Origin of the sequence: Pseudoalteromonas lipolytica, assembly GCF_003515105.1 — a bacterium.
GTDB classification, from domain to species: Bacteria; Pseudomonadota; Gammaproteobacteria; order Enterobacterales; family Alteromonadaceae; genus Pseudoalteromonas; species Pseudoalteromonas lipolytica.
The window spans coordinates 2,195,888-2,211,684 of record NZ_CP032090.1; the positions used below are offsets into that span (position 1 = coordinate 2,195,888).

The 15,797-nt window shown below is 42.6% G+C and carries 10 protein-coding genes; 8 read left to right on the top strand and 2 right to left on the bottom strand.

Features of this window, described 5'->3' with window-relative positions:
• Nucleotides 1-4,458 (bottom strand): glutamate synthase large subunit, encoded by a 4,458-nt coding sequence (gene gltB, locus D0907_RS09965; RefSeq protein ID WP_036967633.1) that lies wholly within the window; start codon nucleotides 4,456-4,458, stop codon nucleotides 1-3.
• Nucleotides 4,459-5,155: 697 nt separating this feature from the next.
• Here gltB and D0907_RS09970 point away from each other — a divergent pair.
• From D0907_RS09970 to D0907_RS09995, 6 genes are all read left to right on the top strand, one after another.
• Nucleotides 5,156-6,409, top strand: coding sequence for an efflux RND transporter periplasmic adaptor subunit (locus D0907_RS09970; protein ID WP_118844411.1), 1,254 nt, complete (start codon nucleotides 5,156-5,158; stop codon nucleotides 6,407-6,409).
• Between the two features lie 21 nt (nucleotides 6,410-6,430).
• A complete protein-coding gene (locus D0907_RS09975; RefSeq protein WP_036967628.1) occupies nucleotides 6,431-7,138 on the top strand; it encodes an ABC transporter ATP-binding protein in 708 nt (235 codons plus the stop codon).
• Between the two features lie 2 nt (nucleotides 7,139-7,140).
• Nucleotides 7,141-8,454 (top strand): ABC transporter permease, encoded by a 1,314-nt coding sequence (locus D0907_RS09980; protein ID WP_118844412.1) that lies wholly within the window; start codon nucleotides 7,141-7,143, stop codon nucleotides 8,452-8,454.
• Between the two features lie 11 nt (nucleotides 8,455-8,465).
• A complete protein-coding gene (locus D0907_RS09985; protein ID WP_036967624.1) occupies nucleotides 8,466-9,671 on the top strand; it encodes an ABC transporter permease in 1,206 nt (401 codons plus the stop codon).
• A gap of 117 nt (nucleotides 9,672-9,788) precedes the next feature.
• Complete coding sequence (locus tag D0907_RS09990; protein WP_036967620.1) at nucleotides 9,789-11,117, top strand: sigma-54-dependent transcriptional regulator; 1,329 nt, start codon at nucleotides 9,789-9,791, stop codon at nucleotides 11,115-11,117.
• Nucleotides 11,117-12,400: a sensor histidine kinase gene (locus tag D0907_RS09995; RefSeq protein ID WP_118844413.1), complete on the top strand. Its 1,284-nt coding sequence runs from the start codon at nucleotides 11,117-11,119 to the stop codon at nucleotides 12,398-12,400. The genes D0907_RS09990 and D0907_RS09995 overlap by 1 nt, the downstream gene beginning before the upstream one ends.
• A 40-nt stretch (nucleotides 12,401-12,440) precedes the next feature.
• Here D0907_RS09995 and D0907_RS10000 read toward each other — a convergent pair whose 3' ends face one another.
• On the bottom strand, nucleotides 12,441-12,779 hold the full coding sequence (locus D0907_RS10000; protein WP_036967616.1) for a Grx4 family monothiol glutaredoxin: 339 nt from the start codon (nucleotides 12,777-12,779) through the stop codon (nucleotides 12,441-12,443).
• A 262-nt stretch (nucleotides 12,780-13,041) separates the two neighbouring features.
• On the opposite strand from D0907_RS10000, the gene D0907_RS10005 reads away from it, so the two are divergent.
• Both D0907_RS10005 and D0907_RS10010 read left to right on the top strand, forming a co-directional pair.
• Nucleotides 13,042-13,623: a superoxide dismutase gene (locus D0907_RS10005; RefSeq protein WP_036967613.1), complete on the top strand. Its 582-nt coding sequence runs from the start codon at nucleotides 13,042-13,044 to the stop codon at nucleotides 13,621-13,623.
• A gap of 239 nt (nucleotides 13,624-13,862) precedes the next feature.
• Complete coding sequence (locus D0907_RS10010; RefSeq protein ID WP_036967610.1) at nucleotides 13,863-15,785, top strand: PrkA family serine protein kinase; 1,923 nt, start codon at nucleotides 13,863-13,865, stop codon at nucleotides 15,783-15,785.
• The last annotated feature ends 12 nt before the right edge of the window (nucleotides 15,786-15,797 follow it).

The window sequence follows — 15,797 nt, forward strand, 5'->3', positions numbered from 1 at the left end:
TTACTGAGCCTGAACACGAAGCTCTGCACTACTGCGTGCTCGGTGTCCGAGTAAACTTTTTACATCACTTGATTTTGGCTTCACCAATTTAAACATCGGAATGTATAAATCAAAGTTCGCTAAAATCTGCTCAGCGCGGTTAGACCCCGTTAGCTCTAAATGCTCTGCAATAAGACCACGAAGATGCTCTTGATGAGACGCTAAATCTTCCAGCGTAACAATTTCAACAAGCTCAGGGTTAATGCGTTTTTCAAAGTCATTGCTTTCATCAAGAATATAAGCAAAACCGCCCGTCATCCCCGCACCAAAGTTAATACCGACTTTGCCAAGGACACACACAACACCGCCTGTCATGTATTCACAGCCGTTATCGCCCACACCTTCTACAACCGCTTGCACACCTGAGTTACGAACAGCAAAACGCTCACCCGCACATCCTGCTGCAAACAATTTGCCGCCAGTAGCACCGTACAAGCACGTATTACCTGCAATGGTTGCTTTGTGGCTTTCAAATGATGATCCCATTGGTGGGCGAATGACAAGTTTGCCCCCTGCCATGCCTTTACCAACATAATCGTTAGCGTCACCCACCAACGTCATTTCTAGGCCTCCAGCATTCCATACACCAAACGACTGACCTGCAGTGCCGTGTAACTCTATAGATACAGGATCGGCAGCCATACCTTGGTTACCGTGCTTAGATGCAATGTATCCTGATAGCATCGCCCCCACAGAGCGGTCTGTATTACACACGCGGCTCACTAATGAAATACCCGATTTTTCATCAATTGCTTGCTTGGCTTTATCAAGCAAGGTTTCATTAAGCTGACCTAAATAGTGCGAGCTGTTTGGCGCACTGCAATACAAGGTTTCACCGGTTGGGTTGTTCGGCACAGCCACAACTGACGATAAATCAATTTTCTTTTGCTTCGGCGTTTTACCTTCAATCGCCTCAAGTAAATCTAAGCGACCAATTAAATCGGTTAAATGGGTTACCCCTAAGCTTGCCATGATTAGACGCGCTTCTTGTGCAATAAACTTAAAGTAGTTCATCGCCATTTCTGGTAAGCCATGGTAGTGCTTCTGACGAAGTGTATCGTCCTGCGTTGCTACACCAGTCGCACAGTTATTTAAATGACATATACGCAAGTATTTACAACCCAGTGCCACCATAGGACCCGTACCAAAGCCAAAGCTTTCAGCACCTAAAATAGCGGCTTTAATAATATCGAGACCGGTTTTCAAACCACCATCCGTTTGTAATCTAATACGGTGGCGTAAGCCATTTTCAACCAAAGCTTGTTGTGTCTCAGCTAGGCCCAACTCCCAAGGACTGCCTGCATATTTAACAGAAGTAAGCGGGCTTGCACCTGTACCACCGTCATAACCCGCAATCGTAATGAGGTCTGCATAGGCTTTTGCTACACCCGTTGCAATCGTACCGACACCGGGTTCAGACACTAATTTCACTGAAATTAGAGCTTCAGGATTCACTTGTTTCAAATCAAAAATTAGCTGGGCTAAATCTTCAATAGAGTAAATATCATGATGCGGTGGCGGTGAAATCAACGTTACACCCGGTACTGAGTAACGCAGTTTAGCGATATAAGGCGTTACTTTTTCACCCGGTAACTGACCTCCTTCACCGGGCTTTGCACCTTGTGCTACTTTAATTTGAATCACATCAGCACTGCGTAAATAATGCGGTGTTACACCAAATCGGCCTGAGGCGACCTGTTTAATACGTGAATTTTTCTCGGTGCCATAGCGAAGTTTATCTTCACCCCCTTCACCTGAGTTAGAACACCCACCTAAGCGGTTCATGGCAATAGCCAATGCTTCATGTGCTTCAGGTGATAGTGCACCAATACTCATTGCCGCCGAGTCAAAACGCTTATACAGCTCTGTTGCTGGTTCAACATCATCGATACTGATTCCGGCATCAGGAATTTTAAGCGCCAACATGTCACGTAAATTTGTGATTGGGCGGTTATTAACTAAATCAGCGTAGGCAACGTAATCACTGTACTCACCCGAGCGCACTGCTTTTTGCAGAGTTTGGATCACATCAGGGTTGTAAGCATGATATTCACCACCGTGAACATACTTTAATAAACCACCATGGCTTAATAACTTGCGCTTACTAAATGCGAGCTTATGAAGCTTACGTTGATCATCATCAAAGTCAGTAAAACACGCACCTTTAATACGGCTTGCTACACCATTGAAACAGGTTTCAATAACCGCTTCTGACAAACCAACCGCTTCAAACAGCATCGAGCAACGATATGAGGCAACTGTACTGATCCCCATTTTCGACATGATTTTGTAAAGGCCTTTGTTGATCGCATTACGATACGCCAACGTGACTTCACAATAGCTCTTGTTAATAATCTTTTTATCGCTCATTGCAACCAGCGATTCATAGGCCAAATAAGGGTAAATCGCCGTCGCACCAAAGCCTAATAACACAGCAAATTGATGAGCATCTCGCACGCTACCTGATTCAATAATGATGTTTGATTCACAACGTAAGTTATTATCAACTAATCGTTTTTGAATTGATCCTACCGCCATTGCAGCAGGAATGGGTAGGTGCGTTTCACTAAAGTTACGGTCACTCAAGACTAACATCACACACCCTGATGCGGCTTTTTCTTGCGCTTCGTCACAAATACGTGTGATCGCTTTTTCAAGGCCTTCTTCGGCTGTGTAAGTAATATCGATTTTGCAGTAGCTGTAATGCGCTTGGTCAGCACTTAACAGCTGTTTCATGTCTGCGTACATCAAAATCGGTGTTTCAAATTGCAGACGTTTCGCATGACCCGTGGTTTCATTGAACACGTTTTGCTCACTACCAATACACGTGGCAAGTGACATAACATGATTCTCACGCAGAGGATCAATCGGTGGATTGGTTACTTGTGCAAACTTTTGACGGAAGTAATCAAATAATGAACGGTGCCCTTCAGACAGCACGGCAAATGGGGTGTCATCACCCATTGAGCCCGTTGCTTCTTGACCGTTTTCGCCCATGACACGAACAACACTGTCGAGTTCTTCGTTAGTAAAGCCAAACATTTTTTGATATTTCAGCAGTGTTTCGTCATCAAACGAGCGATTACCTGCATCTTTTTCAGCCAGTTTTTCGAACGGAGTCAAACGCTTAACGTTAGCTTCTAGCCACGCTTTATACGGGTGACGTGATTTAAGATCTTGGTCAATTTCGTCAGAGTGCCAAATTTTACCTTGGTGAGTATCAATTACTAATAATTCACCCGGACCAACTCGTCCTTTTTCAACCACTTCGTCTGGCGCGTAATCCCAAATACCCACCTCAGAAGCAAGCGTAATAAATCCATCTTGCGTAATGACATAACGCGCTGGACGAAGGCCATTTCGATCAAGGTTACAGGCCGCAAAACGACCATCAGACATAACAATACCAGCAGGGCCATCCCATGGTTCCATATGCATAGAGTTAAAGTCGTAGAAAGCACGTAAATCGTCATCCATGGCTCGGTTTTTCTGCCATGCAGGCGGAACAAGCATACGCATCGCACGGAATAAATCCATACCACCCGCTAAGAACAATTCAAGCATGTTATCTAAGCTTGATGAATCAGAGCCACTTTCGTTGACAAATGGGGCTGCTGATTGCAAATCAGGGATCAGTGGAGATGCAAATTTATAAGCACGGGCACGTGCCCACTGGCGGTTACCTTGGATGGTATTAATTTCGCCGTTATGCGCTAAATAGCGGAACGGCTGCGCCAATGGCCAACGAGGTTGTGTATTGGTAGAAAAACGCTGATGAAATACACAAATCGCACTCGTCATGCGCATGTCAGCTAAATCGAGGTAAAAGTTCGGTAAATCCACAGGCATCATCAAGCCTTTGTAAACCGTTACCAAGCCAGACAAGCTCGCAATATAGAAATGCTCATCATTTTCTAGACGCTTTTCTGCACGGCGACGCGCAACATACAAACGACGCTCTAAATCTTTTGGACGCCAGCCCTCAGGTGCGCTGACAAAAATTTGTTCAAAGCCAGGTAGTTGTTTTTTTGCAATTGGCCCTAAACAAGATGCGTCTGTCGGAACGACTCGCCATCCTTGAATATTTAAGGTTTCTTTTTCGAGCTCTTCACTCAAAACATCTTTAGCAGTCTGTGCAAGCACGGGATCGGCATTTAAAAACACCATGCCGACTGCGTAGTTCTTCCCTAAATGCCAATCGTGTTCACTGGCAATTGCACGAAAGAAACTATCGGGTTTTTGCATTAATAAACCACAGCCATCACCTGTTTTACCATCAGCAGAAATACCACCACGGTGTTCCATGCGATCTAGGCCTGTGATTGCGGTTCGAATCAAGCGATGACTCGCCTGACCATTGACCTGGGCGATTAAGCCAAAGCCACAATTATCTTTTTCTAATTTTGAGTCGTATAACATAGACCCCTCCCCTTGCTACAACGACTAGCGGTTCAGTCTTTTGTGACAGTGCTAGCAGACGAACAAAACTATCGCCAAATAAACCATGAGTCAATAGAGTTTTGAATACATATTCATATTTATGAATATTTCTCACTTGAGGACGCACTTTAAAGTCTATGCTATTTTTTTACATTTAGACGCTATTTAACCATTATTTTTTTATGACACTGGTGTCAATTTTAACAGTTTGTAAAAAACCATCCTGAAAACGGATAGTTTACGTTAACGTAAACTGACAATTCATTTTGCATAAATATTCAAATCATGCATAGTAATGCAGTTATTTTGCGCTCTCTCAGCTGTTAGCTGCTTAAATATTTACCAATACATTAAGCTTAGTTACAAATAGCACTTTTTTAGCAGCCGACCTTAGTCTTACTTACCTTTAGGTGTTTACCTCTGCGTCAACCAATGCACTTTAAAAAGTGTCCGCTACGGACACTTTTTCTGTCCGCGGACAGAATAAAAACCTCAAATAAAAATAAAAACATTAAAAATCAGTAAGTTAAATATTGGCACACTATTGGTATAGATAGGTCATTATCGAATTAGAGGATCGAAACATGTTCACTATGAGTTTGTTTATGACATCACCACTTACCATGATTGCCATTGGCTTCATGATTATATTTTTTGAGAATCGTAAGGAAGTATGATGATTAAAGATACCAGTGCCCAAGATATAACCGTGGCTAAAAAAAGAAACATTAAAAAACCACTGTTGTTCACTGTGAGTGTTCTTATTGTGAGTGCCCTTGGCTTTCAAGCACTCTTTGCGAGCAACGATGGGAGTGTGTCTGTTGATAAAGCCAGCTTACAAATAAGTGAAGTGACTCAGCAAACCTTAATTAGAGATGTGGCAGCAAGCGGGAAAATTGTCGCGGCTAATGCACCTAAAGTTTACAGCCCCGAGCGCGGCTTTGTCGATCTTAACGTAAAGGCTGGCGACAGTGTTGAAGTAAACGAAATTATTGCTGTGGTTAAAAGCCCAGAGCTTACCAATGAATTAAAACAACAACAATCTGTGTTGGCGCGTTTAGATGGTGAATTACAACGAAAGCAACTTGAAGCACGTAGACAAAAATTAAGCTTAACAAAAGCACTTGATTTGGCACAGGTAGAGCTAAATGCCGCTGATAGAGAAAACCGCCGTGCGCAATTATCTATCGAGAAGCACCTTATAAGTCAGATCGATTTAGAAAAAGCCGTAGACGATTTAGCCCGCGCGAAACTCTCCTTCAAGCATGCAGAACAAGAAGTCAGCCTTGCTAAAGACACACTGGCATTCGAGCTAAAAGCTGCAGAGCGAGACCTTGCTCGTCAACAACTCATTGTGGATGACTTATTACGCCAAGTTAATGAGTTAACAATTAAAGCCAGCGTCAGTGGCATTGTCGGTAATTTACTCGTGCAACCTAAAGAAGCGGTTACACAAAGCCAACCATTAATGACACTGGTTGACTTAAGTAATTTTGAAGCACAGTTGCAAGTACCTGAAAGCTATGCCAATGAGCTAGGCCTTGGCATGCAAGTAGAGTTAACTCTCGGTGCCCGCCAAGTCATGGGGACATTATCAGCAATCTCGCCGGAGGTGAATAACCGTGAAGTCACAACACGTGTTCGCTTCGATAAAGAAATTACCGGCATTCGCCAAAACCAACGTTTAACCGCACGCATTCTTTTGGAGAACCGCGACAATGTTTTACAAGTTAAACGTGGTGCGTTTTTACAACAAGGCGGTACCCGCGCCTATAAAGTAGACGGCGACATGGCCTATTTAATCGATATAAAAACAGGTGCTAGCAGTATCAATGCCGTTGAACTGTTAGAAGGGGTAAAACCAGGCGATAAGCTAATCATCTCTAACTACGACCGTTATAAACAAGCACCGACTCTCGTATTACGCTAACAGCAACAAGGAATAATTATTATGCTTACAATGAACAACATCAGCAAAGTGTATCAAACAGACATGGTACAAACTCATGCATTACGTGATTTCAATCTCCATGTAGAAGAAGGTGAATTTATTGCTGTTACTGGCCCGAGTGGTTCAGGCAAAACGACCTTTTTAAATATTGCCGGTATGCTAGAACCGTTTTCAGAAGGCCAGTATCTTTTAGATGGTATTGATGTAGGTGGTCTTAACGATAATCAGCGTGCTGATTTACGGAACCAAAAAATAGGCTTCATCTTCCAGGGGTTTAATCTGATACCCGATTTAAATCTATACGAAAATATTGAAGTACCTCTGCGATATCGAGGAATTAAAGCTGCTGAGCGTAAACGTCGTATTGAACAATGTTTAGAGCAAGTAGGTTTAGCGTCACGTGCTAAGCATTTACCGCAACAACTTTCAGGTGGGCAACAGCAACGCGTGGCTATTGCCAGAGCACTTGCGGGTGAACCCCGTTTTTTACTTGCCGATGAACCAACGGGTAACCTAGACAGCTTAATGGCGCGCCAAGTAATGGAATTGCTCGAACAAATTAATCGTGATGGCGCCACCATTGTCATGGTTACTCACGACCCTGAACTTGCCCGAAGAGCCCCGCGTAATATCCAAGTGGTGGACGGTCAACTTGCCGATTTCACGCTTTACCAAGGCACGCAAAACCTCAAAGCGGCAGGAGTATAGTCATGTTCCTTCATTATCTAGATTTAAGTTGGCGAAGCTTTAAGCGCACGCCCTTAGTGAGTTTTTTAATGGTATTAGCGATTGCCATTGGCATTGGTGTAACGATGACGAGCTTGTCGGTGTATCACATGATGTCTGCCGATCCGATCCCGCAAAAGAGTAGCCAACTATACAGTGTGCAATTGCAAATAATGGACGAGGGTTCAACTTGGTGGACAAAAGATAATTTACCAATGCAATTAACCTATCAAGACGCGGTTAATTTAAATAAGGCAGAAGCCGGTGGTAAGCGCGTCACGATGGTGCGCACTGGGTTTTCTGTTTATTTAGACTCCGATACCGTAAAACCATTTATTGGTCAGGCGCGTTTAACAACCCCCGACTTCTTCGACATGTTTAACTTATCATTTTTATACGGTGGCGTGTGGAGTCAGCAACAAGAAGCAACTGCTGCACCCGTAGTCGTTATCAGTAAAAAGCTCAACGACAAACTATTTGCGGGAGAAAACTCTGTTGGCAAAATTATCTTCCTTGATGATGCAAGCTATGAAGTGGTTGGGGTTATGGATGACTGGAATATTACGACCAAATATTACGATTTAAATAACGGCGCATTTAATAAAACCGAACAACTCTACCTGCCTTTTAGCTTATTAAAAGCACGTGAGCTTGAAAACTGGGGCAATACAAACGGTTGGAAGCACGAAAAAACCAATACGTTTAACGACAAGCTTAATTCTGAATTAGTTTGGCTGCAATTTTGGGTCGAACTAAAAACACCCGCAGAAAAGCAAGCGTATGAAGATTTCTTAATGGCTTATATGCAAGAACAGCAAAAGCGTGGTCGCTTTAACCGCGAAAAGCTTGAAGCGAAATTGCGTGATGTAAACGAATGGGTGGAATACAACAATGTGGTAAGTGAAGATAACGAAATTCTCGTTGGCCTAAGCTTTATGTTTTTAGCGGTATGTTTGGCAAATATTCTAGGCTTATTACTGGCTAAATTTCTTCGCCGTGCGCCAGAGGTTGGCGTACGCAGAGCTTTAGGCGCAAGCAAACGCCAAATTTTCTTTCAACACATTGTCGAAGTGGCCATGCTCGGATTTTTAGGTGGTATTTTCGGGGTTATTTTAGCCCAAGTGGGACTTTTAGGTGTGCGCCAAAGCTACAGCTACTATCAAAGCTTAGCCACCATGGATTTAACCATGTTACTTAGCGCCCCTGTAATAGCAATTAGCACCTGTGTAATCGCAGGTCTTTACCCTGCGTGGCTGGTGTGTAAAACCAACCCTGCTATATACCTTAAGAGCCAATAAGGAACTGTGTTATGTTAGAAATTAAACCTATATTTCATGCCTTATGCCGCTCAAAGGTTGGGGCTATTCTGTTACTAATTCAAATTGCCATTACCACAGCAATCGTCAGTAACGCCGCGTTTATTATTCAAGATAGAATTAGCTATTTAAGCCAAGAAACAGGCTACCCAGAACAAGACATTTTTATTTTTAATGTGATGATGTTCGGCCAAGACACCTCGCCAAGCCAACAATACGAGCTTGATGAAGCTATGTTACGTCAAATTCCAGGGGTGGTTGATGCTGCTTACTCTAGTACCACACCTCTTTCGGGCAGTGGTTCATCATCTGACTTTAGTTTAAAACCGGCACCACAAGAGAGTAAATCAGCACGTAGCTCATATATGTTTATCGACGAGCACGGCATTAACACGTACGGTGTTAACTTAATTGCTGGGCGTAATTACAGCGAAGACGAAGTGATCGTAACAGAGAATTACGATGAGCTTTCGAAGGTCATCGTGGTGAGTAAAAGTCTATCTGATGAGCTTTTCCCTGATGGTAATGGCTTAGGTCAATCTATTTACTTTGGTGATATTCCTTTAAAAATTATTGGTATTGTCGATGTAATGAAAGGCCCATGGCTTAAAGATAGTCGCCCAGATAATGTGGCATTAATTCCGTTCATTAAAGCAGGTAGCAATGCACGCTTTGTCGTAAGAACAGAGCCTGGGCAACGCCAGTCTGTAATGAACCGTGTTGAAGAAGCCATGCTTAAAAACTACAACAAACGCGTTATCTCGCGCATTCGCGGCCTTGATGAAGACAAAGAGCAGTACATGGCTGAAGACACGCTTATGATGCGTATGTTAATTGTTTTAATCACAATTTTAGTGTTGGTCACTGCGCTGGGTATCTTTGGTCTTACACTCTTTAATATTAGTAAACGCACGAAACAAATTGGGACTCGCCGTGCTCTTGGAGCAAGAAAGTCCGCCATTATTAGCTACTTTTTAGTCGAAAATGCCATGATTTGCAGTGTAGGTTTAGTAATAGGCATGATAGCAGCGATGTATTTAGGCCAATTACTGATGCAACATTTCTCGATTGCTCAGTTAGATGTGCGTTATGTAATTGCCACTGCAAGCGCTGTGTTTATTATGAGTTTGCTTGCGGTTCTTGCGCCAGCCAAACGAGCTGCGAACATTTCACCCAGCATTGCAACACGCACCATTTAGTTCTCCCAAGCTATGCTACACTGGATTTACAGTGTAGCATTTATAAGTACACACTTAAGTTGGCTCTTGCACCGGACTTACTTAACATATTTAGGAAAACAGCAAAAAAATAATAATATGGAAAAAATACTTATTGTTGATGACAACCCCGCGATATTAGACGCCTTGTCATTATTATTAGAGATCCACAATTATACCGTGGTTACTGCAAGCACCCCATTTGAAGCAATCCAAGCAGTACAGTACCAGCGTATTTCATTAGTTATTCAAGATATGAACTTTACCGCCGACACCACCTCGGGTGAAGAAGGCAAGGCGCTGTTTTATGACTTACGCGATATAAACCCATTACTGCCTATTATCTTAATCACCGCATGGACCGAGCTTGCAACAGCTGTTGAACTTGTAAAGGCGGGTGCCGCAGACTATTTACCAAAGCCGTGGGACGATACAAAACTGCTTACTTGTATCAATAATTTACTCGAACTTGGTAAAGCGAAACAACAAAATGAAACTTTCGCACGCCACCAGCAAGAACGCGAAGATTCCATTAAAACTGCCAACCTTGTCGGCCTTATTTATAAAAGCACAGCGATGGAGCATATTGTTAATCTTGCTATTCAGGTGGCAAAGTCAGACATATCAGTGCTTATCACTGGCCCAAATGGCAGTGGCAAAGAGCGCATAGCACAGATAATCCAAGCCAACTCTCTGCTTGCAGACCATCCTTTTATCACTGTTAACGCCGGTGCATTGCCAAATGAACTCATTGAAGCTGAATTGTTTGGCGCTGAAGCTGGCGCGTACACAGGTATCACCAAGCAACGCATTGGCCGTTTTGAAGCCGCCGATGGGGGCACATTATTTTTAGACGAAATAGGCAACCTACCGTTGTCCGGTCAAATGAAATTATTACGTATTCTGCAAACTGGTGAATTTGAGCGTTTAGGATCAACGCAAACTCGAAAAGTAAATGTGCGGGTTATATCAGCAACAAACGAAGATTTAACGCACGCGATTAAAGCGGGTCATTTTCGGGAGGACTTATATTATCGTCTCAATGTTATTGAGTTAAACCTGCCTAGCCTAGCTGACAGACCCGATGATATTCTTGCCCTAGTGGCACACTTTTTACCACATCGCAGTGTGTCTCTAAGCACCGAGAAAGCCCTGCTTGCCCATCCGTGGCCGGGTAATGTACGTGAACTTGAAAATGCGTGTAAACGGGCTGCCGTATTAAAACCAACTGGCACTATTGAACTTGCCGACTTTGGCTTAAACGTCGATACCACTAAAGCCACATCAATAAAAAGTGAACCGACAAAGCACGATATTGAACTGGCAATGCGCGAACACCAAGGGGTGATTGCTAAAGTTGCGCGACATTTTGGTCTTAGCCGACAAGCGCTGTATCGCAGACTCGATAAATTTAAGATAGATTACTAATGTTAAGAAATAAGATTATTCTATTGTGTGTTGTTGCAGCGGTAGTCCCTCTATTACTGGTAAGCTATTTTGCTGCTCTTCCTGGATTATATACTTTGCTTGCGGTCATTGGTTGCGCCTTGCTAGCTGGCCTTTTGGCGTACCAGTTAAGCCGCCCTTTAGCTGACGGTATTGCGTCTCTTGAATCTGGATTGCTTAACTTTAAAGACGGTGAACTGGCCACCCTTTTGGCCTATGATAGCAAAGATGAACTGGGTGACTTATGCCGACTTTATAACCAAACAGCAAAGCAACTTCGCCAAGAAAAGCAATGGATATACCAGCGTGAATTAATGCTCGACAAAGTACTGCAAAGCTCGGAGCAAGCGGTGCTACTTATTAACGATCAAGGTTTTATTGTTTACAGTAATCACAGTGCTCGTAGCTTGTTTGAAGCAAAATCAGCTATCGAAGGACTTAAACTAGAAAATGTGATTAGTACCTGCTCTGAACAACTGACACGTGCTATCAACAAAGGGATTGATGGCTTATTTACCCTCGATAAAACGGAACAAGAATCACAAACTTGGCATATGGCAACGGGCCGCTTATTACTTAATAATCAATACCACCAACTGTATGTGTTCAAACAGCTCACACGGGAACTCAGCCGCCAAGAGGTTGAAGTATGGAAAAAAGTAATCCGTATCATCAGCCACGAACTCAATAATTCGCTGGGCCCAATGTCATCAATGCTCCACAGCGCACAATTATTAACAAAAGAAGTCGACGAGCCACGTTTAAAACGCGTATTCACCACCATTGAAGACCGTATCAAACACCTTAATGAATTTGTTCAAGGCTATGGTAAATTTGCCAAATTACCCACCCCACAGTTATCAGCGATTAACTGGCCATCGATCGTCGAGCAATTAAAAAGCCAATGGCAAGTCAATATTACTCTTGGCGATAACGTAAACACACAAGCCGATCATACTCAGCTTGAGCAACTGCTGATTAATTTATTAAAAAATGCGTACGAATCGGGTACTAAACCTGAAGACATCAGTCTGAGTATTCAACAAGAAATGGCCAGCACCCACATTACTGTGAGCGACAGAGGCAAAGGCATGAGCGAAACTGTAATGGCGAATGCACTGATCCCCTTTTACTCCACTAAATCGACAGGCAGTGGTTTAGGGCTAGCGTTGTGCCGAGAAATAGTTGAAGCACATCACGGGCAAATTAGCCTTCACAACCGCGAGCAAGGTGGCTTAAGTGTGCATGTGATTTTAGCGCAATAAAAAAGCCGCTTATGCGGCTTTCTCGGCAAACTAAGTAAGATTACTCAGCGTCTTGTTCTTTGTACTTTGCAGCTGTTTCTGTGATTAATGGTTGTAATTCACCACGTTGAAACATTTCGATGATAATGTCACAGCCACCAATTAATTCACCTTCAACCCAAAGTTGTGGGAATGTTGGCCAATTAGCGTAAGCAGGTAACTCTGCACGAATATCTGGATTAAGAAGAATGTCAACGTAAGCAAACGGTTCACCACACGCCATTAAAGCTTGTGATGCTTGAGAAGAAAAACCACAGTTAGGTAATTTTGGTGATCCTTTCATGTATAAAAGGATTGGGTTTTCAGAAATTTGCTGTTTAATTTTATCGATGGTTTCCATTTACAACCTCAAAAGACATTGACTTACTACACTGGCCTTGAAAAATATTCACTGTGGCCTCAGATATATAACTTAAAATGGACTATCACAGTCACAATTTTAAAGAGTCTTTAGCAATAGCATTGCTGTTTGCTAAAACTTGAGTAAAATACTCAACAATTATAGTAACACTATAATACCATTTGGTATAGGTGAGTACGCTGTTTACCTCGCTATTACCTATAACTGAGTGGACTATCAACCAAGAAGATGGAGATAAAAAATGGCATTTGAACTACCGTCACTACCATACGCAATCGATGCATTAGAGCCACATATTTCAAAAGAGACTCTAGAGTTTCACCACGGTAAACACCACAACACATACGTTGTAAAATTAAACGGTCTGATCCCAGGCACTGAATTCGAAAACAAATCTCTAGAAGAAATCGTTTGTTCTTCAGAAGGTGGTGTATTTAACAATGCTGCGCAAATCTGGAACCACACATTCTACTGGAACAGCCTATCTCCAAACGGTGGTGGCGAACCAACTGGCGCTATTGCAGACGCTATCAACGCTAAATGGGGTTCTTTCGAAGCATTCAAAGACGCGTTAAACGACAAAGCTGTAAACAACTTTGGTTCAAGCTGGACTTGGTTAGTTAAACTAGCTGACGGCACACTTGATATCGTTAACACATCAAATGCTGCTACACCATTAACTGATGAAGGTGTTACACCAATCCTAACTGTGGATCTGTGGGAACACGCTTACTACATCGATTACCGTAATGTTCGTCCTGATTACCTAAAAGGTTTCTGGGCACTTGTTAACTGGGATTTCGCGAACGCTAACTTCGCTTAATTCTGTTTAACTTGCAGTAATTAAAAAAAGACGCTCCGGCGTCTTTTTTATTGCCTTTTTTATATCACTGTTCAGCCGCAGCCCAAGCGCCATAATAAATGCGTACCAAGATGATCTTTTTTCAATTAAATTCTTAATTTTCTTGCGCAAAAATTCAAAATCGTGACTAAGCTTTAATTAACCTTTGCTTTTTTCTTAATCTAATTACACGTCATTTTAGCGGGTTTTCGGAGGTCTCTATGAGTATTTTTGAGCATTACCAATCACGATACGAAGCAGCGCAAGAAGAAGAATACAGTATTGAGGAATTTCTCGAGATCTGTAAGAAGGACAAATCAGCTTACGCAAGCGCACCTGAGCGCCTGTTAATGGCCATTGGTGAGCCTGAAATTATTGACACATCGACCGATGCGCGGCTCAGCCGATTATTCTCCAATCGTGTCGTTGCGCGCTACCCAGCATTTCACGATTTTTATGGTATGGAAGACGCCATTGAACAAATCGTTTCTTACTTAAAGCATGCTGCGCAAGGTTTAGAAGAATGTAAGCAGGTATTGTATTTACTTGGCCCTGTGGGCGGGGGTAAATCATCTATTGCCGAAAAACTAAAATACCTGATGCAACAAGTGCCTATTTATTCAATAAAAGGGTCCCCTGTCAATGATCACCCTCTCGCTTTGTTTGATCCAAACGAAGATGCTGAACTACTCGAGAAAGAATACGGCATTAAGCCTCGCTATTTAAAAACAGTGATGTCGCCGTGGGCAGCCAAGCGCTTAAGTGAGTTCAATGGTGATATAAGCCAATTTAGAGTGGTAAAACGCTACCCTTCTATTTTGAATCAAATTGCGATCGCCAAAACAGAGCCGGGCGATGAAAACAATCAAGATATTTCTGCTTTAGTCGGTAAAGTCGATATTCGTCAGCTTGAGCATTTTGCACAAAATGACCCTGATGCTTACGCGTATTCAGGTGCACTTTGTTTAGCGAACCAAGGGTTGATGGAATTTGTGGAAATGTTTAAAGCACCTATTAAGGTACTCCACCCGCTACTCACGGCCACCCAAGAAGGTAACTATAATGGCACCGAAGGTATTAGTGCCCTTCCCTTCAACGGCATGATTTTAGCTCACTCGAATGAATCTGAGTGGCAAACATTTAAAAATAACAAAAACAACGAAGCATTTTTGGACCGTGTTTATATTGTTAAGGTACCTTACTGCTTACGCGTTTCTGAAGAAGTGAAAATCTACAACAAACTTCTTGAAAACAGTGAACTTCACGATGCGCCATGCGCACCAGGCACATTAAAAACATTGGCACAATTTACCACTCTTTCACGTATTAAGGAGCCAGAAAATTCAAGCATCTATTCAAAAATGCGTGTCTACGACGGTGAAAGCTTAAAAGACACCGACCCGAAAGCGAAGTCATACCAAGAATACCGTGATTATGCGGGTGTTGACGAAGGTATGACTGGGCTCTCTACACGTTTTGCCTTTAAAATTTTATCGCGAGTGTTCAACTTTGATACCACAGAAGTCGCAGCAAACCCTGTTCACTTGTTTTATGTTTTAGAGCAGCAAATTGAGCGCGAACAGTTCTCAGCCGATGTGGAAGAACGCTACCTAAGTCACTTAAAGGGCTATCTAATCCCGCAGTATGTCGAGTTTATTGGCAAAGAACTACAAACTGCCTATTTAGAGTCTTATTCTGAATACGGACAAAATATTTTTGATCGCTACGTAACCTATGCTGATTTTTGGATTCAAGATCAAGAATATCGCGACCCAGATACAGGCCAACTTTTTGATCGAGCAGCATTAAATGCAGAGCTCGAAAAAATTGAAAAGCCAGCAGGTATTTCGAACCCGAAAGATTTCCGTAACGAGATTGTCAATTTCGTACTGCGCGCACGTGCGCACAACCAAGGCAAAAACCCGCTTTGGACCAGTTACGAAAAACTTCGCACAGTGATTGAGAAAAAAATGTTCTCGAACACCGAAGATCTGCTTCCAGTTATTTCTTTCAATGCGAAAACTTCTGCCGAAGATCAGAAAAAACACGAAGACTTTGTCAACCGTATGGTTGAAAAAGGCTATACCCAAAAACAAGTACGTTTACTTTCTGAATGGTATTTACGCGTTAGAAAATCGCAGTAAAAAACGTTTGTT

Coding starts and splice junctions, on each gene's coding strand:
- D0907_RS09975 (WP_036967628.1), top strand. CDS start 6,431: ATGCTTACAATGAACAACATCAGCAAAGTGTATCAAACAGACATGGTA.
- D0907_RS09985 (WP_036967624.1), top strand. CDS start 8,466: ATGTTAGAAATTAAACCTATATTTCATGCCTTATGCCGCTCAAAGGTT.
- D0907_RS10000 (WP_036967616.1), bottom strand. CDS start 12,779: ATGGAAACCATCGATAAAATTAAACAGCAAATTTCTGAAAACCCAATC.
- D0907_RS09990 (WP_036967620.1), top strand. CDS start 9,789: ATGGAAAAAATACTTATTGTTGATGACAACCCCGCGATATTAGACGCC.
- gltB (WP_036967633.1), bottom strand. CDS start 4,458: ATGTTATACGACTCAAAATTAGAAAAAGATAATTGTGGCTTTGGCTTA.
- D0907_RS10010 (WP_036967610.1), top strand. CDS start 13,863: ATGAGTATTTTTGAGCATTACCAATCACGATACGAAGCAGCGCAAGAA.
- D0907_RS09995 (WP_118844413.1), top strand. CDS start 11,117: ATGTTAAGAAATAAGATTATTCTATTGTGTGTTGTTGCAGCGGTAGTC.
- D0907_RS10005 (WP_036967613.1), top strand. CDS start 13,042: ATGGCATTTGAACTACCGTCACTACCATACGCAATCGATGCATTAGAG.
- D0907_RS09980 (WP_118844412.1), top strand. CDS start 7,141: ATGTTCCTTCATTATCTAGATTTAAGTTGGCGAAGCTTTAAGCGCACG.
- D0907_RS09970 (WP_118844411.1), top strand. CDS start 5,156: ATGATTAAAGATACCAGTGCCCAAGATATAACCGTGGCTAAAAAAAGA.